The organism is Bradyrhizobium sp. CCGUVB1N3 (assembly GCF_024199925.1).
In the GTDB taxonomy this organism is placed as follows: Bacteria; Pseudomonadota; Alphaproteobacteria; order Rhizobiales; family Xanthobacteraceae; genus Bradyrhizobium.
This window is the reverse complement of the sequence record NZ_JANADR010000001.1, coordinates 6,321,151-6,340,363: the sequence shown is the minus strand read 5'-3', so window position 1 is coordinate 6,340,363 and position 19,213 is coordinate 6,321,151. Positions and strand designations below refer to the sequence as shown.

24 protein-coding genes and 1 tRNA gene are annotated in these 19,213 nt (G+C 63.5%); 12 read left to right on the top strand and 13 right to left on the bottom strand.

The window, feature by feature from the left end; genetic code table 11:
• Positions 1 to 18 precede the first annotated feature (18 nt).
• Positions 19 to 624, top strand: a complete 606-nt coding sequence (locus NLM33_RS30225; protein WP_254101628.1) for a 2-hydroxychromene-2-carboxylate isomerase — start codon at positions 19 to 21, stop codon at positions 622 to 624.
• Positions 625 to 723: 99 nt separating this feature from the next.
• The gene (panE, locus tag NLM33_RS30220) at positions 724 to 1,647 is read left to right on the top strand and encodes a 2-dehydropantoate 2-reductase (protein ID WP_254101626.1); all 924 of its coding nucleotides are present in this window, start codon (positions 724 to 726) and stop codon (positions 1,645 to 1,647) included.
• Positions 1,648 to 1,822: 175 nt separating this feature from the next.
• On the opposite strand, the gene NLM33_RS30215 is transcribed toward panE, so the two are convergent.
• The 5 genes from NLM33_RS30215 to NLM33_RS30195 form a co-directional block, all read right to left on the bottom strand.
• The gene (locus NLM33_RS30215) at positions 1,823 to 2,422 is read right to left on the bottom strand and encodes a c-type cytochrome (protein ID WP_254101624.1); all 600 of its coding nucleotides are present in this window, start codon (positions 2,420 to 2,422) and stop codon (positions 1,823 to 1,825) included.
• 170 nt (positions 2,423 to 2,592) lie between these two features.
• Entirely contained in the window at positions 2,593 to 3,867 is a 1,275-nt protein-coding gene (locus NLM33_RS30210) for a sorbosone dehydrogenase family protein (protein ID WP_254101622.1), read from the bottom strand.
• Between the two features lie 279 nt (positions 3,868 to 4,146).
• Positions 4,147 to 5,133 carry an NAD(P)-dependent oxidoreductase gene (locus NLM33_RS30205; RefSeq protein ID WP_254101620.1) on the bottom strand — a complete coding sequence of 329 codons (987 nt, stop codon included), beginning with the start codon at positions 5,131 to 5,133 and terminating at the stop codon, positions 4,147 to 4,149.
• Between the two features lie 10 nt (positions 5,134 to 5,143).
• Positions 5,144 to 5,593: a heme-binding protein gene (locus NLM33_RS30200; RefSeq protein ID WP_254101618.1), complete on the bottom strand. Its 450-nt coding sequence runs from the start codon at positions 5,591 to 5,593 to the stop codon at positions 5,144 to 5,146.
• Between the two features lie 80 nt (positions 5,594 to 5,673).
• Positions 5,674 to 6,699: a zinc-binding alcohol dehydrogenase family protein gene (locus NLM33_RS30195; RefSeq protein ID WP_254101616.1), complete on the bottom strand. Its 1,026-nt coding sequence runs from the start codon at positions 6,697 to 6,699 to the stop codon at positions 5,674 to 5,676.
• A gap of 95 nt (positions 6,700 to 6,794) precedes the next feature.
• Here NLM33_RS30195 and NLM33_RS30190 point away from each other — a divergent pair, with 95 nt between their 5' ends.
• Positions 6,795 to 7,193, top strand: coding sequence for a helix-turn-helix domain-containing protein (locus tag NLM33_RS30190; RefSeq protein WP_254101614.1), 399 nt, complete (start codon positions 6,795 to 6,797; stop codon positions 7,191 to 7,193).
• Between the two features lie 183 nt (positions 7,194 to 7,376).
• Here NLM33_RS30190 and NLM33_RS30185 read toward each other — a convergent pair.
• Positions 7,377 to 7,451: transfer RNA gene (locus NLM33_RS30185), tRNA-Gly, on the bottom strand.
• A gap of 275 nt (positions 7,452 to 7,726) precedes the next feature.
• Between NLM33_RS30185 and trxA the strand changes: the two genes are divergently transcribed.
• Together trxA and NLM33_RS30175 are read left to right on the top strand one after the other, a co-directional pair.
• On the top strand, positions 7,727 to 8,650 hold the full coding sequence (gene trxA / locus NLM33_RS30180) for a thioredoxin (protein ID WP_254101612.1): 924 nt from the start codon (positions 7,727 to 7,729) through the stop codon (positions 8,648 to 8,650).
• A 127-nt stretch (positions 8,651 to 8,777) separates the two neighbouring features.
• Positions 8,778 to 9,455, top strand: a complete 678-nt coding sequence (locus NLM33_RS30175) for an LON peptidase substrate-binding domain-containing protein (protein WP_254101610.1) — start codon at positions 8,778 to 8,780, stop codon at positions 9,453 to 9,455.
• 10 nt (positions 9,456 to 9,465) lie between these two features.
• Here the strand turns inward: NLM33_RS30175 and NLM33_RS30170 are convergent, their stop codons facing one another.
• Genes NLM33_RS30170 through NLM33_RS30160 form a run of 3 tightly spaced genes read right to left on the bottom strand, consistent with a single transcriptional unit; the run spans position 9,466 to position 11,101 of the window.
• Positions 9,466 to 10,278, bottom strand: a complete 813-nt coding sequence (locus tag NLM33_RS30170) for an SDR family oxidoreductase (protein WP_254101608.1) — start codon at positions 10,276 to 10,278, stop codon at positions 9,466 to 9,468.
• A gap of 3 nt (positions 10,279 to 10,281) precedes the next feature.
• Positions 10,282 to 10,740 carry a PaaI family thioesterase gene (locus NLM33_RS30165; RefSeq protein ID WP_254101606.1) on the bottom strand — a complete coding sequence of 153 codons (459 nt, stop codon included), beginning with the start codon at positions 10,738 to 10,740 and terminating at the stop codon, positions 10,282 to 10,284.
• Between the two features lie 10 nt (positions 10,741 to 10,750).
• Positions 10,751 to 11,101: a hypothetical protein gene (locus NLM33_RS30160; RefSeq protein WP_254101604.1), complete on the bottom strand. Its 351-nt coding sequence runs from the start codon at positions 11,099 to 11,101 to the stop codon at positions 10,751 to 10,753.
• 106 nt (positions 11,102 to 11,207) lie between these two features.
• On the opposite strand from NLM33_RS30160, the gene NLM33_RS30155 reads away from it, so the two are divergent.
• Positions 11,208 to 11,765: a TetR/AcrR family transcriptional regulator gene (locus NLM33_RS30155; protein ID WP_254101603.1), complete on the top strand. Its 558-nt coding sequence runs from the start codon at positions 11,208 to 11,210 to the stop codon at positions 11,763 to 11,765.
• 31 nt (positions 11,766 to 11,796) lie between these two features.
• On the opposite strand, the gene NLM33_RS30150 is transcribed toward NLM33_RS30155, so the two are convergent.
• Positions 11,797 to 12,627, bottom strand: a complete 831-nt coding sequence (locus NLM33_RS30150; RefSeq protein ID WP_254101602.1) for an FTR1 family protein — start codon at positions 12,625 to 12,627, stop codon at positions 11,797 to 11,799.
• Positions 12,628 to 12,637: 10 nt separating this feature from the next.
• The gene (locus tag NLM33_RS30145; RefSeq protein ID WP_256570566.1) at positions 12,638 to 12,985 is read right to left on the bottom strand and encodes a cupredoxin domain-containing protein; all 348 of its coding nucleotides are present in this window, start codon (positions 12,983 to 12,985) and stop codon (positions 12,638 to 12,640) included.
• A gap of 257 nt (positions 12,986 to 13,242) precedes the next feature.
• On the opposite strand from NLM33_RS30145, the gene NLM33_RS30140 reads away from it, so the two are divergent.
• Positions 13,243 to 13,440 carry a Trm112 family protein gene (locus NLM33_RS30140; protein WP_254101600.1) on the top strand — a complete coding sequence of 66 codons (198 nt, stop codon included), beginning with the start codon at positions 13,243 to 13,245 and terminating at the stop codon, positions 13,438 to 13,440.
• 213 nt (positions 13,441 to 13,653) lie between these two features.
• Here NLM33_RS30140 and NLM33_RS30135 read toward each other — a convergent pair whose 3' ends face one another.
• On the bottom strand, positions 13,654 to 14,874 hold the full coding sequence (locus NLM33_RS30135; protein ID WP_254101598.1) for a ubiquinone biosynthesis hydroxylase: 1,221 nt from the start codon (positions 14,872 to 14,874) through the stop codon (positions 13,654 to 13,656).
• Between the two features lie 223 nt (positions 14,875 to 15,097).
• On the opposite strand from NLM33_RS30135, the gene tesB reads away from it, so the two are divergent.
• Positions 15,098 to 15,961 carry an acyl-CoA thioesterase II gene (gene tesB, locus NLM33_RS30130; protein ID WP_254101596.1) on the top strand — a complete coding sequence of 288 codons (864 nt, stop codon included), beginning with the start codon at positions 15,098 to 15,100 and terminating at the stop codon, positions 15,959 to 15,961.
• A 3-nt stretch (positions 15,962 to 15,964) separates the two neighbouring features.
• Here the strand turns inward: tesB and NLM33_RS30125 are convergent, their stop codons facing one another.
• Entirely contained in the window at positions 15,965 to 16,864 is a 900-nt protein-coding gene (locus tag NLM33_RS30125; protein WP_254101594.1) for a DUF4339 domain-containing protein, read from the bottom strand.
• Between the two features lie 244 nt (positions 16,865 to 17,108).
• On the opposite strand from NLM33_RS30125, the gene NLM33_RS30120 reads away from it, so the two are divergent.
• From NLM33_RS30120 to NLM33_RS30105, 4 genes are all read left to right on the top strand, one after another.
• Positions 17,109 to 17,447 carry a P-II family nitrogen regulator gene (locus tag NLM33_RS30120; protein WP_254101593.1) on the top strand — a complete coding sequence of 113 codons (339 nt, stop codon included), beginning with the start codon at positions 17,109 to 17,111 and terminating at the stop codon, positions 17,445 to 17,447.
• Positions 17,448 to 17,741: 294 nt separating this feature from the next.
• Complete coding sequence (locus tag NLM33_RS30115) at positions 17,742 to 18,056, top strand: helix-turn-helix transcriptional regulator (RefSeq protein ID WP_254101591.1); 315 nt, start codon at positions 17,742 to 17,744, stop codon at positions 18,054 to 18,056.
• Positions 18,057 to 18,100: 44 nt separating this feature from the next.
• A complete protein-coding gene (locus NLM33_RS30110; RefSeq protein ID WP_254101589.1) occupies positions 18,101 to 18,454 on the top strand; it encodes an SRPBCC domain-containing protein in 354 nt (117 codons plus the stop codon).
• Positions 18,455 to 18,494: 40 nt separating this feature from the next.
• Positions 18,495 to 19,097: an ATP-dependent Clp protease proteolytic subunit gene (locus tag NLM33_RS30105; protein ID WP_254101587.1), complete on the top strand. Its 603-nt coding sequence runs from the start codon at positions 18,495 to 18,497 to the stop codon at positions 19,095 to 19,097.
• The last annotated feature ends 116 nt before the right edge of the window (positions 19,098 to 19,213 follow it).

The following is a 19,213-nucleotide window of genomic DNA, read 5'->3' as shown; positions in this document are numbered from 1 at the left end:
GACTCACGGGAGGACGTTTTGACGCATGCCCCACAATTCTTGTTCGATTTCGGCAGTCCCAACGCGTTTCTCAGCCATGAGGCGATCCCTGCGATCGAGACGCGGATCGGCGTGAAATTCGAGTATGTGCCGATCCTGCTCGGCGGCATCTTCAAGGCGACCAACAACAAGTCGCCGGCCGAGACGCTCGCCGGCATCAAGAACAAGCGCGAATTCCAGGCGGTCGAGACCGAGCGCTTCCTCAAACGCTTCAACGTGCAGCCCTATGTGTGGAACCCGTTCTTTCCCGTCAACACGCTGAACCTGATGCGCGCGGCGATCGCGGCGCAGATCGAGGGCGTGTTGGAACAATATGTCGAGGCCGCGTTCCACCACATGTGGCGCGAGCCGAAGAAGATGGACGATCCGGAAGTCGCGATGAAGGCGATCGCCTCATCGGGCCTCGATGCCCAGAAGCTGTTCGCCCGCGCCCAGGAGGGCGAGGTGAAGGCAAGGCTGATCAAGAACACCGAGGAGGCCGTCGCGCGCGGCGCATTCGGCTCGCCGACCTTCTTCGTCGGCAACGAGATGTTCTTCGGCAAGGAGCAGCTGCGCGAGGTCGAGGAGACGGTGTCGGGAAAGTGATTCCGGCCCAACGAGCGAAGTGAGGTATCTCCCCCGTGTCGTCCTGGCGAAAGCCACGACGACACCGAGACAAGAGCAAGAACAAACGGAGCATCTTTCATGCGCATTCTCGTAGTTGGCGCCGGCGCCATCGGCGGTTATTTTGGTGGCAGGCTGTTGCAGGCTGGGCGCGACGTCACCTTCCTGGTGCGGTCGCGGCGCGCGAACGAGCTTGCGAGCGCCGGCCTCGTCATAAAGAGCCCGAACGGCGATGCGACGTTGACGAATCCGCCGGCGGTGCAGGCGAACAAGCTCTCCGAAAAATTCGACGTCGTGCTGCTGAGCTGCAAGGCGTTCGACCTCGACGACGCCGTTAAGTCGTTCGCGCCGGCGGTCGGGCCGAACACCACGATCATTCCCGTGCTCAACGGCATGCGGCATCTCGACGTGCTGGACCAGAAGTTCGGCGCCGAGCGCGTGCTCGGCGGGCTCTGCGCCATCGCCGCGACGCTGAACGAGAGGCGCGAGGTGGTGCAGCTCCAGCCGATGCAGTCGATCAATTACGGCGAGCGCGACGGAAAACTCTCGGCGCGGGTGAAGGCGATCGAGGAAGTTTTCACGAGCGGCATCGCGGGCGCGGCCGCGAGCCACAACATCATGCAGGACATGTGGGAGAAGTGGGTGTTCCTCTCCTCGCTCGCGGCGTCGACCAGCCTGATGCGCACCTCCGTCGGCAACATCCTGGCGGTCGCCGGCGGCAAGGATTTTCTCCTGGGCATGTTGGACGAGACCAGCGCGACTGCGACCGCATCGGGCTACACGCCCGGCGGGCCGTTCTTCGAGCGGGTCAAGGGCTTGATCACCACCGAGGGCTCACCGATGACCGCGTCGATGTTCCGTGACATCAAGGCAGGCCTGCCGGTCGAGGCCGATCACATCATCGGCGACCTCATCGCGCGCGCCGATGCTGCGAAAGTGCCGGTGCCAAAACTCCGCATCGCCTATACGCATTTGAAGGCGTATGAGAAGCAGCGGGCTGCGTAACTGGGCAACCCCACACACCGCCGTCGTCCCGGGGCGCGCGAAGCGCGAGCCCGGGACCCATAATCACAGGATTGGGTTTGGCGAGGACTCGGAGTTGCCAGCTCGCGCTACAACTCCTCCCTGGGGTTATGGATCCCGGATCTGCGCTTCGCTTGTCCGGGATGACAGCGGTGATCTACTGCAAATGCGCGAGGTAATGCGCGAGTGCGGTGATCTCCTCTTCGCTGAGCGAATAGGCGATGTCGGCCATGGCGGCGACGCCGCCGCCGACGCGCAAGCCGGCCTTGTAGTCGCGCAGCGCTTTCACAAGATATTCCTCGCGCTGACCGGCAAGGCGGGCGACGGCCTTGGTGCCGGCATAGCTGTCGGTGTGGCATGAGGCGCAGCGGCGGCCGGCGGCTGCTTCCTTGCCTTTCTTCGACAGGTCGGGATCCCCGTCCTCCGGACCCTTCGGCGGGGTGAGCTGCGAAAAATAGGCGCCGAGACTGCGGATATCCTCGTTGGTGATCTCTTCCGCGATCGGCTGCATCTGCTCGTTCTTGCGCGAGCCGGCGCGGAAGAACACGAGCTGCCACTGCAGGAACTGATCCGGCTGGCCGGCGAGCGAGGGGATGTTCTCGGTCTGCGAGATGCCGTTGTCGCCGTGACAGCCGGCGCAGACCGCGGCCTTCTCCTTGACGTCGGCAGCGTGCGCGAAGGGGGCGGGGTGATTGAGGAGCGCTGCGAGCGAAACAGCGAGCGCGCTGAGTGGGCGCGAAACAGATTGCCTGTGCATGACGGGAGATTCCGATTTGCTCGTCATTCCGGGGCGCCCGAAGGGCGAACCCGGAATCTCGAGATTCCGGGTTCGATGCTTCGCATCGCCCCGGAATGACGAGCGTGTAACTTCAAACGAAAGGCTGCGGCTGCCCATCGGACAACCGCAGCCCCCAGTCTCACGTCGCGCTACTTCTTGCTGTAGCTGATGCGATAGATCGCGCCGGCCCAGTCGTCGGCAACGAGGATCGAGCCGTCCTTGGCGAGGATGATGTCGTCGGGACGGCCGAGATAGCCCTGGTCACCTTCGAGCCAGCCGGAGGCGAACACTTCCTGCTTGGGGTTCTTGCCGTCGGGCCCGACGATCACGCGCACGATGCGCGCGCCCTGGTACTTGTGCCTGTTCCAGGAGCCGTGCTCGGCGATCAGGATGTTGTTCTTGTACTCGGCGGGGAATTGGTCGCCGGTATAGAACTTCATGCCGAGCGGAGCGACGTGGGCGCCGAGATTCAGCACGGGCGGCGTGAACTCCGAGCACTTGTGGCCCATCGCGAACTTCGGATCCGGCAGATCGCCCTGGTGGCAATAGGGATAGCCGAAGTGCTCGCCGATCTTCGAGATCATGTTCAGCTTGTCTGAGGGCAGATCATCGCTGACCCAGTCACGCGCGTTCTCGGTGAACCAGTATTTGCCGCTGCGCGGATCGACGTCGCCGCCGACCGAGTTGCGAACGCCGAGCGCCCAGACTTCGGCGTTGCCGGTCTTGGGATCGACGCGCCGGATCTGCGAGACGCTCGTCGGCGGAATGCCGACGTTGAAGGGCGGTCCGAACGGCAGGAAGAACCAGCCGTCCTTGTCGGCGGCGATGTACTTCCAGCCATGCGCGGCATAGGACGGCATGTCGTCATAGACGACCTTGCCCTGGCCGAGATTGTCGAGATTCGCTTCGGCGTCGTCGTAGCGGATCAGCTTGTCGACGGCGATGACGTAGAGCGCGCCGTCCTTGAAGGCGAGGCCGGTCGGCATGTTCAGACCCTTGAGGATGGTCTTGACCTCGCGCTTGCCGCCATTGTCCTTGATCGCATAGACGTTGCCGAGGCCGAACGAGCCGACGAACAGCGTGCCCTTGTCGCCCCACGCCATCTGCCGCGCGGCGAGAACGCCGGGCGCCCAGACCTCGATCTTGAAGCCCGCAGGCAGCTTGATCTTCTTCACGATGTTGGCGAGCTCGGCCTCGGATGCGCCGGTCGGCGGACCGGACGGCGGCGCAAGACCCTTCTGCGCCTCGGTCTCATCTCCCAGGAACCAGTCATCCGGCGGATGGGTCCAGAATTCCTTGGTGCCGGATTCGTATTTCTTCAGCGCCCGGTTCTTGTCCTGCTGCTGCGCATTCGCGACGCTTGTCCCCGCGAGCAGGGCAACCGCCGCAAAAGCAAAGATGGATCGATGGAATATGGATGTCATCGCGTCACTCCCCTAAGGCGGCCGTGGCGGCCACACCGTTATTGTTTTGCTATTCGAGAGGCGAAGTTCGGAGTCTGTCGATGGAGGCAGACGCGAAAAGGTTAGCACATCTGCAAGCGCTGAGAAGGAGCCAGCGCGCATCGCGATCAGCCTCAATAAAAATTGAGAGACGGTTTCTCCGCATGCATGGCATGCGAATGCGCGCGTTCTCGCTGCAACGCGGAATCACGTGGCAGGCGACTGTTTCGCAGGCACGCACTCGCGTGCACGCGATGAGAATTATGAGACTACGGGATAAGGCCCGCGATCGAACACCGTGTCATGGTAGCCCTTTGAGCCGACCTGACGCGCCAACGCGCTGCGAAAATCGCTGGCTCCGCGCAGGCTGCTCAGCACGTGGGCAAAGTCGAATGCGGGCCGCCAGCCCAGTTCGCGGCGCGCGCGTTCGTTGACGTAGACGCGGTCGATGGTCGGAAACAGGCGCCAGTCCCGCGCAGCGTAGAGTCTTGCGCAATCGGGATAGAGCGTATGCACGACGCGCGCGGCGTCCTCAGCCAGGGCGGCGAGGTGGCTTGGCGTGAACGGGCTGGTCGCCGACACGATGTAGCGCGCGAAGCCGATGTGAGCTGCGCGCTCGACGGCGAGCAGATGCGCGCTCACCGCATCCGCTATATCCAGCCGGCGATAAAGCAGCTCATTGGCCTGCGCGTTCTCGGCCGCAAAGCTCGCGCGCGCCGAGGGATCGTCATCCTCCTCCGGAAAGAAGCGGGAGGTTCGCAGCACGATGGCGGGAAGCCCGTGCTCGCGGAAGAACAGCTCGCAGAGATTCTCCGCCATCAGCTTGGTGGTGCCGTAGATGTTCTTCGGCACCGGCGGCAGATCCTCGGTGACCCACACCGCGGCGCTCCCGGCCTCGGGCCGAAGCTGCGAGCCGAACGCGCTGGTGGTGCTGGTGAAGACGAAGCTCTTCACGCCGGCTTCAGCGGCCGCTTCGAGCAGGTTGAGCGTGCCGGTGACGTTGGTGTCGATGAAGTCCTGCCTGGAATGCGTGGCGACATGCGGCTTGTGCAGGGTCGCGGTATGGATGACGGCGGTGACGCGTGCCATCGCGGCCCGCACGAAACCGGGGTCGGTGATCGAGCCCACCTGGTCGGTGAACTCCGATTTCTTCAAATCAACCCCATGCACAGTAGACCCGCGCGCCCGCAGCGTCCGGAGAATGGCTTCCCCGAGATGGCCTGCGCTGCCGGTGACCAGGATTGTCATTGCACGTCCATCAAGCGGGAACCTCGAAACCCAGCTTCTCCAGCGCCGCTACGCATGCGTCCTGATCCTGCTGATAGGTGCCGCCGGAAATGCCGACGCCGCCGATCAGCTTGCCATTCTCGATGATAGGATATCCGCCCCCGACGGCAACCATCCGGGGTCGATACGCAAGCGGGGCGACCTTCGGGTCTTTGGTCACATAATCGTTCCAGACATGCGTCGGAAAGCCGAAGGATGAAGCGGTCCATGCCTTATCTATGGCGACATCGACGGTGAGAAACGGCGCGCCGTCGGTCCGCTCGAAGGCCCGGAGGTTTCCGGTCGCGTCGATCACCGCGACGGCTGCGTCGATGCCGATTGCCTTGGCAGCGGCGATCGATGCGTCGATCAGGGCCACGGCCGCGTCACGATTGATCGAAGCCATCGCGATCGATTTCTGGGATGGCGTGGTGTTGCTCATGCTGTTCTCCTTCGCGGGGGCAGGGATGATGGCTTCCGCCTTGGGGTTGGTCAGCCCCGGGATTCGTCAGCCTTTGTTGGTCAGCCTTGGATGGCAAAGCCCTCGAGCACGATCTTGCCGCGGGCGGAGCCGCTTTCCAGCAAGGCATGGGCGGTCTTCAGGTTTGCCGCGTTGATTGGCGAGAGGCGCTTGGTGAGCGTGGTCCTCAGGCGGCCCTCGTCAACCAGACGCGATACGTCCTTCAGCAGCAGGCCCTGCTCCGCCAGGTCTGGCGTGCCGTAGATCGGTCGAGTGAACATGAGTTCGTGGTGGATCGACACCGACTTGCGCTTGAACAGCATGATGTCGAACGCACCGGGATCGTCGATCAATCCGAAGCGACCCTGTGGCGCGATCAGGTCCGCAATCTCCTTGACGTGCTGCCCGGTCTGCGTCGTGGAAAACACGAACGCCGGCGCGCCGATGCCGAGCGTCGCGAATTCCGCTGCAAGCGGCTTCGAATGATCAATCACGTAGTGCGCGCCGAGGTGCTCGACCCATTCGCGCGTCTCGGGTCGAGAGGCGGTCGCAATGACGGTCAGATCGGTGAGCTGACGGGCGATCTGGACGGCGATCGAGCCAACGCCGCCCGCACCGCCGACGATCAGAATGGCGGGAGCAGCCCCCCGGACCATCTTCTTCACGTCGAGCCGGTCAAAGAGAGCTTCCCAGGCCGTGATCGCCGTCAACGGCAGAGCCGCGGCTTCAGCCCAGTCCACCGTTTTGGGCTTGGGACCGACGATTCGTTCATCGACAAGGTGAAACTCGGCATTGCTGCCGGGCCGGATAATCGAGCCGGCGTAAAAAACATGGTCGTGCGGTTTGAAAAGCGTCACGTCCTTGCCGACGGCTCGGACGATACCTGCAGCATCCCAGCCGAGAACCTTCCAGTCCGTCCCTTGCGGTGGCGTACTGCGACGGACCTTGTAGTCCACGGGATTGACGGAGACGGCCTTCACCTCGACCAGAATGTCATGCCCATCGGGTGCAGGCTTGGGCAATTCGATGTCAACGAGGGAGGCTTCGTCGGTTATCGGCGAGGGTCTTTGATAGCCAATTGCACGCATCGGTAGATCTCCTTGTTGGAGCCCTGATTAGCGCATAGGGTCAGCCTACGTCATATGCACAAGCGTTGCACATAGTGACAGAAAGGATACTACCCATGGCGAAGCGCCGGCATTCCCGGTTCGACTGCAATCCGGGTTGCGCCGTGGAGGCTGCGATCAGCCTCATCGATGGCAAATGGAAGTGCGTGATCCTGCATCACCTGCTGAAGGGGACTGCACGGTTCAATGAAATTCGCCGGCTGGTTCCTGCCTTGACGCCTCGCATCCTCACGCACCAACTCCGTGATCTCGAGATCGACGGGCTGGTGATCCGGACGGTCTATGCGCAGGTGCCGCCGAAGGTGGAGTACAGCCTGTCGGACCTCGGCCGGACCCTTGAGCCGATTATTCGAGCATTGGGGACGTGGGGCACCGAGCACATGGATCTCTTTCAACGACAGAAACCGTCGCATCCTGTGCCGGACCCACAATCGACTCTTGCCATGAACTCGTGAGAGAGCCCTACGACGCCGCGTGCCGCCGTCGCGGCGGGGACGAAAAGCCGGACGTCGGTGCGCACAATCTTCAACGAAGGGTCGTTCAGGCAGTCCGCGCACCCATGGTGTTCGCGGGATGGCTTGATCGGAGGCTCGGCTCCACCGACCTCTAGCACCCCGAAATCTGCCAAGAGAGAAAATTGGAGCGGGCGAAGGGGCTCGAACCCTCGACCCCGACCTTGGCAAGGTCGTGCTCTACCACTGAGCTACACCCGCGTCCTGTGTCGGTCGCGTGACGCGCCGGCAACGGCTGTCGTATGCCAAAAGCGGGCGACGAATGCAACAGCTACCGGCGGCATCAATTCGCTTTCGGGCACCCCATATGGGCTCGAATCGGGTCGAAAGCGTCCCGAAACGCCTGGGAACCACCGAATCAGTGGCCATGGATTGAAATTCGGCCGTCCCGGCCCAATTTAGGAGCCGGGACAGCAGCATATAAGACGGCGTCGTGCTAAAGAGCCGCCTTTCCGGATATCAGATGAGGGACTCCCGTGACGATCATTGACCAGGGCAACGGAGCGGCGGGCCAGGCTGCGCCCGATCTGATCAAGGACACGACCACCCAGACCTTCGTGAAGGACGTCATCGAGGAATCGAAGCGCCAGCCGGTGCTGATCGACTTCTGGGCCGAGTGGTGCGGCCCATGCAAACAGCTGACCCCGGTGCTGGAAAAGGCCGTCAAGGCGGCCAAGGGCAAGGTCAAGCTGGTCAAGATGAACATCGACCAGCATCCGGCGATTCCGGGCCAGATGGGCATCCAGTCGATCCCGGCCGTGATCGCCTTCGTCAACGGCCAGCCGGCCGACGGCTTCATGGGCGCGGTGCCCGAGAGCCAGGTCAACGCCTTCATCGAGCGCCTGACCAAGGGCGTGACCGCGCCGGGCGAGGTCAATGTCGCAGAGATCGTGAAGGAAGCAGACGCCGTGCTCACTGAGGGCGACGTCGAGGCCGCCGCGCAGATCTATGCCGAGGCGCTGTCGCACGATGCGACCAACATCGCCGCGCTCGCGGGCCTCGCAAAATGCTACGTCACCTCGGGCGCCATCGAGCAGGCCAAGCAGACGCTCGCCATGGTGCCGGAGTCCAAGCAGGGCGAGGCCGCGGTGAAGGCGGTGCAGGCCGCGATCGATCTCGCCGAGCAGGCGGAATCGCTCGGACCGGTCACTGAACTGGAACAGAAGGTCGCTGCAAACCCGCTCGATCATCAGGCGCGGTTCGACCTCGCGACCGCGCTCAATGCGCAAGGCAACCGGGCGGCCGCGACCGACCAGCTGCTCGAGATCGTCAGGCGCGACCGTAAATGGAACGAGGATGGCGCACGCAAGCAGCTCATCCAGTTCTTCGAGGCCTGGGGCGGCGCGGATGATGCGACCGTCGAGGGACGCAAGCGGCTGTCGACGATCCTGTTTTCCTAAAGCGCGATGATGAATCGTCATCGCGCTTTAGGTTATTGTTCGAGCATGATCTTTTCGGAAAACCGCTTCGCACTTTTCCGGATCATGCTCTAGGGACTAAGCACCATCAAGTCAGCGGGGACGGGGTATGCCGATCAACATCGAATATCGCGGGCCCGGCGACCTTCCCGAGATCATCCCGGTGTTTCCGCTGCCCGGCGCGCTGCTCCTGCCGCGCGGGCAGATGCCGCTCAACATCTTCGAGCCGCGTTATCTGTCGATGGTCGACGACTCGCTTCGCGACGGCCATCGGCTGATCGGAATGATCCAGCCGGATGTCGCGCATTCGCCGAAGAATTCCGACAAGCCGGCGCTATTCAATGTCGGCTGCGTCGGCCGCATCACCCAGCTCGCCGAGTCCGGCGACGGCCGCTACATCCTCGAGCTCACCGGGATTGCGCGCTTCAAGGTGGTCCAGGAGCTCGAGGTGCTGACATCCTACCGACAGTGCAAGGTGAACTTCTTCGCCTTCACCGATGATTTCACCGCCCGCAAGGGCGAGGACGCGGTCGACCGCGAGGCGCTCCTGGTGGCGCTGGCCGACTTCCTGAAGGCCAACAACCTCAAGGTCGATTGGGAAGGCGTCGAGAGCGCGCCCAACGAGGCGCTGGTCAATGCGCTGGCGATGATGTCGCCCTATGGTCCGGCGGAAAAGCAGGCGATGCTGGAAGCGCCCGACCTCAAGACCCGCGCCGAAATCCTGATCGCCGTCACCGAGATGGATCTCGCCAAGAAGCGCACGAGCGGCGATCCGCCGCTGCAGTAGAGACCTAGCATCAAGCCGCGCGGCGGACGTCCGGATATTGCCGGCGCAGCCAATCCGCCCAGGACAATTTGCCGCGCACGCCCTGGCTGACGACAAATCCCATGCCGCGGGCTCGCGCTTGCGACAATGATATCGGCAGGATCTTCCGGTGGAGACCACGCGCGTGCTGATACTGGCGCGCGAACTCGGCAAGGCTGAGGCCTTCGGGACCGCCGATCTCCGCTCGCGCTCCACGCGCACCATCGAAGGCACAGGTCACGACGTAGTCGGCGACATCAGACGTATCGACCGGATTGAACACCGTCGTCGGCATGGGCCAGGCCGGAAGCCAGGCCTGGCGGGCGAGCAGCTTGTCGAGCAGGTAATAGAACGGCATTGCGCGAACGACGGACCATGACAGCGTGGAACTGCGGACGAGCTTTTCGCCGGCGAGCTTGACGCGGGCATAGGGCAACGTCGCCTCGTCGAGGCCGACGATCGAGACGTGGAGAAAGTGCCGGATCGATTGGTCGCGCGACACCGACAGAAGCCGCTCGGTGCCCTCGACGTCGACGGCGGAGGGAGAGCGGAAGAAATCCACCGGCCTGAAGCCGCCGCGGCGCGCGATCGGCGAGTGGGTCGCTGCATTGATGACGGTGTCGACACCTTGCAGCGCCTCCCTCAAGCCGGCGCCTGTTACGAGATCGCCGACCGCCCATTCGACGTCTGATCGGGAGCCCGGCGTTCTTGCAAGAACGCGGACGCGATGCCCGCAGGAGACGAGGCGATCGACGATGTCCTGGCCCAAATGCCCCGTGCCGCCGGTAACGAGCGTCAATGGCATGTGTCACTCCTCATCTCGGTCACCGTCTTGGTCACGGAAGGGAACGAGAATGGTTTCGCCGGTTGCGACCAGGGAAATATTTCCAAGCCTGTCCTCGGTAAAGAGTTCCGCCCGGGCAAAGATCTGCCTGCTCCCGGCGCGCAGCATTCTGCCCTTGGCAACGAGAGCGCTGCCCACCGCCGGCCTCAGGCAGTTCATGGAGAAGTGCGATGCGGTCACCGAACCGACCTCGGTCGCCGCGGCGAACCCGCAGGCCGTGTCGAGGAGCGCCGCGATCATGCCGGCGTGGAGATGTCCGGAATATTGCGTGAAGCTGTCGTTCCACTTCATGCGGATTTCAGCTTCACCGTTTGCGGCCGCAACCACTTCAAAGCCTGCGCACAGATTGAAATTGGCCCAGGCATTGATGGCGGCGAGATGCCAGAGATCAAAGCCGGCGTCGGAATGGTCGCGCTGCTCCATCGCGACCCCGCTAGTAACCGGCGACCGCCAGCGCCACCACGGCGCTCATCCCGATCCAGCCGGGGTGCACGGTCCGCGTCGCCCACGCATTGGCGATAGCGGCAAAGCCGAACACCACTGCGAGTGTAGCGATGATCCAATGCCGCGCGGCGTCCGATTCCATCCGGGGCGCGGCAATCAGGAGCACGCCGCCGGCAAGCCACGCCACCGTGCCGGCCTGCCAGACCAGGCAGATGAGCGTTCGCAGCCGCGGCGGCTCGATCGTGGCACGGGCAAAGACCTGGGTCTCGCCGAGCACGGCATGGCCAATTGTGACCAGGATCGCGATGACGCCCGCTGCTTGCAGAAGTAGGTCGCGCATTGGCACCTCCATCGCTGACCATACAGTACTGTATGGTTATAGAGAGCACCGCTGGCGCCTGTCAATACAGTTGTGTATGGTGCGGCAACATGGGAGGTGGGAACCGATGGCCGATCAGCTCTCGGCGCAGGATTGGGTCGATCTGGGCCTGAAGACGCTGGCAAAAAGTGGTTTCACGGCGTTGAAAGCCGATCCGCTGGCGAAGGCGATGGGGGTTTCCCGCGGCAGCTTCTACTGGCACTTTGCCGATCTCGCCGCATTCCATGCCGCCATCCTCTCCCGCTGGCGCGAAGTCGCCACCGAGCAGATCATCGCCGCCGTCGAGGCGGCAAAGAGCGAGAACGAGGACGAGGGCAGGAGCGCGGACCCGCTCGCGGTGCTGCTGAAATTGACCTTCGGCAGCAAGCTCGTGCTGGAGAAGGCGGTACGGAGCTGGGCCGCCAACGATGCGCGGGCGCGCGCCGCGGTCGTCGCGGTCGATCGCCGCAGGCTCGACTATATCGAGAGCCTTTTGAAGCAGGCCGGGCTCACTGAGGAGGTCGCCCGCCCCCGGGCGCAGATCCTGTTCTGGGCGTTCTTCGGCTTTGCGCTTTCGGACCAGATGCTGCCGGCGGACAAGCAGCAGGCCGCGCTCGACGAGCTCCTGCGAATTGTCGCACGATGAGCTCCGCGGATGGTTGTAGCGTAACGGCCGCTCAGCCTGCGGCGACGGCGCGCCGGGGCGGCTCGGATCCGATCAGGCGCATCAGGGCGATCGTGACCAGGACGACGGCGGCGTAGATCACGAGCTGCATCCCGGTCGGCTGGTCGGTGTAGCCGATCAGCGTGTGCAGGGTGCGGCCCAAAATGCTGTCCTCGGAGAGCAGCCAGCTCGTGTCCCACACCACGGTGTCGAGCGCGGTGAGCCAGTTGGCACGCTCGAGGAACGAGACCGCCTGCGCGGCCATGCCGGCCGCGAGCAGGGTGATGAGCACCGTCGTGGTCGTAAACAGCGCGCGCGGCGGAATCCGCAAGAGGCCGAAATAAGTGAGGAGGCACACCGCGCCGCCGAGCACGAGACCGAGCAGGCCGCCCGAAAACAGGCTCATCGCCGTGCCGCCATCGGATGCGGCAACGCCATAGAGAAACAGCGCCACCTCGCTGCCTTCACGCAGCACCGCGACCCCGACGACCACAGCGAGCGCCAGCAGCGATTTGGAGCCTTCGGCGACCGCCTGACCAACGGCACGCAGTTCGCCCGCCATCTCCTTGCCGTGCCGCGCCATCCAGACGTTGTGCCAGGTCAGCATGATGACAGCGACGCCGAGAATCGCCGCGTTGAACAGTTCCTGCCCCATGCCCTCGAAGAGCTGCGACAGGGCACCCGCGAACGCCGCGACCACGCATGCGCCCAGAACGCCCGCCAGCACGCCGCCGGCGATCCAGCGATTGCGATGCTTAACCGAGCGCGTCACCGCGAGCACGATGCCGATGATCAGACCGGCCTCGAAAACCTCGCGGAAGACGATGATGAGCGCGGCGAGCACGAGCCAAGCCCTATTCGACGACGAGGTTGCCGCGCGCCTTCTCGTTGAACTCGTCGAAGAACTCGTAGCGGCCGGCCTTCTGGGCACGGACGTTGACGACGGCTTCGCCCTTCGACGGAATGACCTTCTCGACCTTCAGCGTCTTGCTCTCGAACTCCATCGCCTTGGCGGTGTTGTTCTTGACCTTGACGGTGATCGGCTTGCCGGCCGGGGCGCGCAGCTCGCTCGGCTGGAACGCGCCGTCATAGGTGATCTGGAGTTCGGTGGCCTGCTGCGCGTTCGCCGCAGAGAGCGGCAGCATCGCGGCGACGCAGAGCGCGGCGAAGGCGAAAGTCCTTGTCGTGAGCGAAGCAAACATGGATCGGCGTGTCCTCGGCTAAATGGTCAAGATCGACGGCAAGCGCAGGCCGCGCTGGCTAATGTCCTGCAAACCAAAAATCGGCGCTGGCGGCTAGGCGGTGCCCTCGCAAAAGGACTTACTCTAAAGCTATTCTAAGTTATGACGACGCGCGAAAAGTGCTGTCGCGCCAGGGTTCGCGGAGCATCCAAGACCCGTGTGCGGCGACACGCCGCAGCTTTCTGTGCTAAGGGCTGGACCACCGCCGGAGACCATTCATGACCACGCCAAACGAACGCCCCGAAGCCACCGTCGATCCCAAGCTCTTGGAGATCCTGGTGTGCCCGCTGACCAAGGGGCCGCTCGAATTCGACGCCGCCAAGCAGGAGCTGATCTCGCGCTCCGCCAAGCTCGCCTATCCCATCCGCGACGGCATCCCGATCATGCTGCCGGAAGAGGCGCGGAAGATTGATTGAGGCCGAACGATTTGATTTGCGCGATGGCTGCGCAACAATCTCGCTGTCGTCCCGGCGAAGGCCGGGACCCATAACCCCGGGGAGGGGTTGTGGGGCGAGTTGGTAACCACGAGTCTTCGCCAAACTTCTCCCTGTGGCTATGGATCCCGGATCTGCGCGCCGTTGCACGGCGCTTGTCCGGGATGACGAGGGAGGAGTTGGCGCCAGCGAACCCTACAACGCCTCGCCCTTCAACAATTTCGGCACTTCGCCGGTGAGGCCGGCGGCCTGGCGGATGAAGAGATTCTTCAGCGGCGGGGCGCGGTCGACGATGCCCAGGCCAATGTCGCGCACGGTGCGGAGAAGCGTCGACCTGTTGGAGAACAGGAAGTTCAGCGAATTGGTCGCTACCCCCATCGCCATGGTGTCGAAGCGCCGCCAGCGCTGATAGCGCTCGAGCACGTCGCTCTGGCCGATATCCATGCCGAGCCGCGCGGCATCGACGACCACTTCGGCGAGGGCTGCGACGTCCTTCAGGCCCATGTTGAGGCCTTGGCCGGCGATGGGATGGATGACATGCGCGGCATCGCCGACCAGCGCGAGGCGCTCGGCGATGAAGGAGCGCGCGACGAAATAGGACAGCGGGAAGGCGCGCGGCTTGTCCAGCGCCTTGATCTCGCCGAGATGCAGGCCAAAGCGCTGCTCGAGCTCGCTGTGGAATTCGTCCTCACTCAACGCCGTGATGCGCGCGGCCTCCGTGCGGCCCTCGGTCCACACCAGCGAAGAGCGTTTTCCTGTCAGCGGCAGGATCGCGAACGGGCCGGCGGGCAAGAAATGCTCCTCGGCGCGACCCTCATGATCGCGCTCATGGCCGACCGTGACGACGATGCCGGATTGATCGTATTCCCAGCCATGGGTGGCGATGCCGGCGCGCTCGCGCAGCTTTGACTTCGCGCCATCGGCCGCGATCAACAGGCTCGCCGCGACCACGCTGCCATCGCCGAGCGTGACATCGATGCCATCGGGGCGCGCATCGTAGGACGCAACAGTGGTGGCGCGAAGATCGACGCCTTCGGCCTCAGCGCGCTTGACCAGCACGTCGATGAGCTGGCGGTTCTCGATCATGTGAGCAAAGGGCTCGCCGGGCTCGACATCGCCGGCGAAGGTCAAAAACACCGGACGCGTGGCGTCCTCCAGCTTGGAATCGGTCACGACCATGTCGAGGATCGGCTGCGCGCCGCCCTTGACGTCGTCCCAGGTGCCGATCGCCTCGAACAGGCGGCGGCAGGCCGCGACGATGGCGGTAGCGCGCGGGTCGCGGCTCGGCCGTATGGCCAGCGCCGGATCGGCGACGATCACGGGAATCTCTGGACCGAGGCCCTGGCGCAATGCGAGCGCGAGGGCGAGGCCCGCAAATGCGCCGCCGCCGATGACAATGCTACCCTGTACTGACATACCCTAATTCCCGGCTAACTCTTGGTCTTGCTAGCAGACTTGAGCTGGGCGAAACAGTGCGGTGAAACAAGGGCCGTTCCCGCTTTGTCATTCCGGGGCGATGCGACGGGATCGCGCGAGCGCGACCCGGAGCATCGAACCCGGAATCCAGAGATTATTGGCTCGCGATTCCGGGTTCGCGCTAACGCGCGCCCCGGAATGACGACAATCCGAAAGCGTCACCATGTCCAAAAGCCTGATCGACCTCATCTCCATCCTCGATATCGAGCCGCTCGAGGTGAATTTGTTCCGCGGCAACAGCCCGAAGACGAGCTGGCAGCGGGTGTTCGGCGGACAGGTGATCGGGCAGGCGATGGTCGCGGCCTGCCGCACCGTGGAGGGCCGGCTGCCGCATTCGCTGCATTGCTATTTCATCCTGCCGGGCGACCCGCAGGTGCCGATCATCTACCAGGTCGAACGCCTGCGCGACGGCAAGAGTTATTCGACACGACGCGTCACCGCGATCCAGCATGGCAATGCGATCTTCTCGATCATGGTCTCGTTCCATGCCGAGGAGGAGGGCGCTTTCGACCACCAGGACAAGATGCCGGATGTGCCACCGCCGGAGAAGCTGACGGCGGAGGAAGTGTCGAAGCAGCCGATCTTCCGCGAGATGCCGGAATTCATCCGCCGCTATTACGAATCCGATCGTCCGATCGAGCTGCGCCCGGTCGAGCTCAGCCGTTATTTCGGCCAGAAGATCGAGGACGGCCGCATTCACGTCTGGATCAGGACCGCGGCGACATTGCCGGATGATCCGGCGCTGCACATGTGCGCGCTCGCTTATGCCTCGGACTTCTCGCTGCTCGATGCGGTGATGGCGCGCTACGGCCGCACGCTGTTCGACAAGCGCATGATGCCGGCGAGCCTCGATCACGCGATGTGGTTTCACCGGCCGTTCCGCGCCGACGAATGGCTGCTCTACTCGCAGGATTCGCCGAGTGCGCAATCAGGCCGCGGCTTGACCCGCGGCCTGATCTTCAAGCCCGATGGCACGCTGGTGGCCTCCGTCGCGCAGGAAGGCTCCGTGCGCGAGCGGAAGGCCTGAGAGCTAGACCGATCCCTTCGGCGCGAGCTCGGTCTGCGACGCCATCCAGCCCATCATCCAGCGATACACCCAGGGAATCGGGATGATGAAGAAGCAGAGGATGGCGGTCACGATCCCGCGCCAGAGCATCTCGAGTCCGGTGCCCTTGAAGACGATGTCGCGCCGCGTGCCCTCGATGTTGCGGCACATCCAGCGGATCTGTGCCACGGCGACCCATGCCCAGCCGATGATGGTGATGATGGAGATCGCGAACAGCAGGTTCCAGCCGATATAGGTCCAGACCGGGCCCGTGAAGCTGAGGCCGATCGGCTGCCCGTTGGAGGCGAGGTTCGCGACCATCCATTTGATCAGCAGCCAAGCCAGCACGATCTCGAGAATGGAGGTCAGGGTGTTGAGCAACTGGATGCCAATGAAGTTGACGGCGATCAACAGAACGACGAAGCCGAAATACCAGGGCACCAGCGTCATCGCATTGCCGGTGAAGCTGAGATTCGGCCGTCCCGGAACCTTCACGCAGGACACGATCCATTGCGTGTACCAGACGAACACCCACGGCGCCGGGATGACCAGGATCATGCCGATCAGCATGACGATGCTGCGCCAGGTGAACTCCAGGATGCCGAAATCGACCGAGAGCGCGGCGCCACCGCCGCTGTAACCGCCACCGCCGCTATAGCCCCCGCTGGAGGCCATCGCCGGCGGACCGCCCGCCGGAACGATCGGCGGCGCGCCGCCGCCAGCCATCAATCCCGGAATTTCGGCAGCCTTTTGCCAGCCCGCCATGCCCTCGGTCCACACCAGCGTGTCTGGGCGGACCACGCCCTGGGCAATGAGATCGCGGAACTGACCGTCCGGATAGGGCCCCTGCTGCTTGCCCTCGGCTGCGTAGAACCAACTCGCCATTATGCGCCCCCTGCCTCAAACATACTTTTGTACCGGCTGGAACGGTTCGGTTCACCGCTTCCATGCCAAAAATGCATTGTGGAGGACGACCGGCTGCTCTGTACAGAGGCGACAACCATCGCGCGCACGCCTTTTTCCCTCTTCAACCTGCAACATTTTTATGCCATTTGCCCAGAAAGATGCCAAATTGACGCAGCGCCATCTGCGTCTTGTATGGCGAAGCTCCGGGGAAACAGGCCTGACCATGAAACTCGTCGTCGCGATCATCAAACCCTTCAAGCTGGATGAGGTCCGCCAGGCGCTGACGGCGATCGGCGTGCACGGCATGACCGTCACCGAAGTGAAGGGCTACGGCCGCCAGAAGGGTCACACCGAGATCTATCGCGGCGCCGAATATGTCGTGAACTTCCTGCCCAAGCTCAGGATCGAAATCGCGGTCCCCTCCGACATCGCCGAGAAGGCCGTCAACGTCATCACCTCGACGGCGCGCACCGGGCAGATCGGCGACGGCAAGATCTTCGTCACGCCGATCGACCACGCGCTGCGCATCCGCACCGGCGAGACCGACAGCGACGCACTCTGAATTCTGCTGCGTCGCTAGACCCTCATGATGAGGAGCGCGGAACGCGCGTCTCCTGACGATGCTCCGCATCGCCGGGCGAACCATGAAGGCCAAGCTCTCGCTCGCAGCCATCCTTCGAGACGCGTCGTGCCTTTGCGCGTCTCGCGTGAGCACGGATTGGAAGGCCTCGACATTTCCCAGCACGGCGAGGCTTTGCAGTAGGACAGTCCGCGCCTTGCGGCTCGCTCGAAGCACCGGACAGCTTCAGGTCGCTTCGGGCTTGCGCAACACATAAGTGTATGCTTATGTGTTGTCATGATCGAAGCCGACATCTTCAAGGCGCTGGCCGACCCGACGCGCCGAAAGGTTTTTGAAAAGCTCGCTGGCGGAAGCCTGAATGCCAGCGCTTTGCGCGACGGATTGGAGATCAGCCAACCGGCGATGTCGCAGCACCTCGCGGTTCTGCGTGCAGCAGGTCTCGTGCGCGAACAGCGGCAGGGCCGATTTGTGAACTACGAGGTCGACCCGGACGGCATCGCCACCATCGGGACATGGCTTGCGCGCTATCGCGCCTACTGGCCGAAGCGCATGGAAGCGCTCGGCGACCTGTTGAAGGACATGGATCAGTAAAGACATGGATCAGCAAGGACTTGGATCAGTAAGGATCTGGATCAATGAGCGACGCAGCGAAGCCTGATCACGCCGACACAGACCTGGTGCTTGAATATGACTTCGACGCGCCGCCCGAAAAAGTTTGGCGTGCTGTAACCATTCCGGCGCTGCGCGAACGCTGGCTGCCGGATTGCGATCTCGCCGGCGCCGAGCCCGAATCATCGGTCGCGGGCGAAGAGGTGCGTTACCGGCTTCGCGATTCCGAGCCACCGTTTCGCGAAAGCCGCGTCATCTTCCGGATCGAACCGAACGAAGCCGGCGGCACCCGGTTTCGCATCATCCAGGAAGCCTGTGACATCGGAGGAAAGCGGCCGCAGGCGGCCAACACCAACTGCTGCCTGATGCGCGCCGCCTAACAGCAAAACACTTCATCACCTGCAGAAACGGAGGTCGCAGATGCGCGACATGCTGCAACTCGTGCCTATGGTCGTCGAACAGTCCGCGCGCGGCGAGCGATCCTTCGATATCTACTCCCGCCTCTTGCGCGAGCGCATCATCTTCCTCAACGGCGAAGTCAATGATGCAATGTCGGGGCTCGTCTGCGCGCAGCTGCTGTTCCTGGAAGCGGAGAACCCGAACAAGCCGATCAATCTCTACATCAACTCCTATGGCGGCGTGGTCACCAGCGGGCTTGCGATGTACGACACCATGCAGTTCATCAAGGCGCCGGTCCACACGCTATGCATGGGCACCGCGCGTTCCATGGGGTCGTTCCTGCTGATGGCCGGCGAGCCCGGTCACCGCGCCGCCCTGCCCAATGCAAGCCTCCACGTGCATCAGCCACTGGGCGGCTTTCAGGGCCAGGCGTCTGACATCCTGATCCATGCCAACGAAATGCAGGAAACCAAGCGGCGTATCATCCGGCTCTATGCGCAACATTGCGGGCGCCCCGAGATGGAGGTGGAACGAACCCTGGACCGCGACCACTTCATGACCGCGCAGCAAGCGGTCGAATGGGGACTGATCGACCGGGTTTTTGCGGAACGCGACGCCGCCTGATCGACCGATAGGGCCGTTCAGCCGGATACCGTCCGGCTGGCCCAGTGCTGAAGGTCTCGACATGTCACAGCACGGCGAGGTGCTCCAGTAAGCGGTCATCCGTATCGAAATACCTT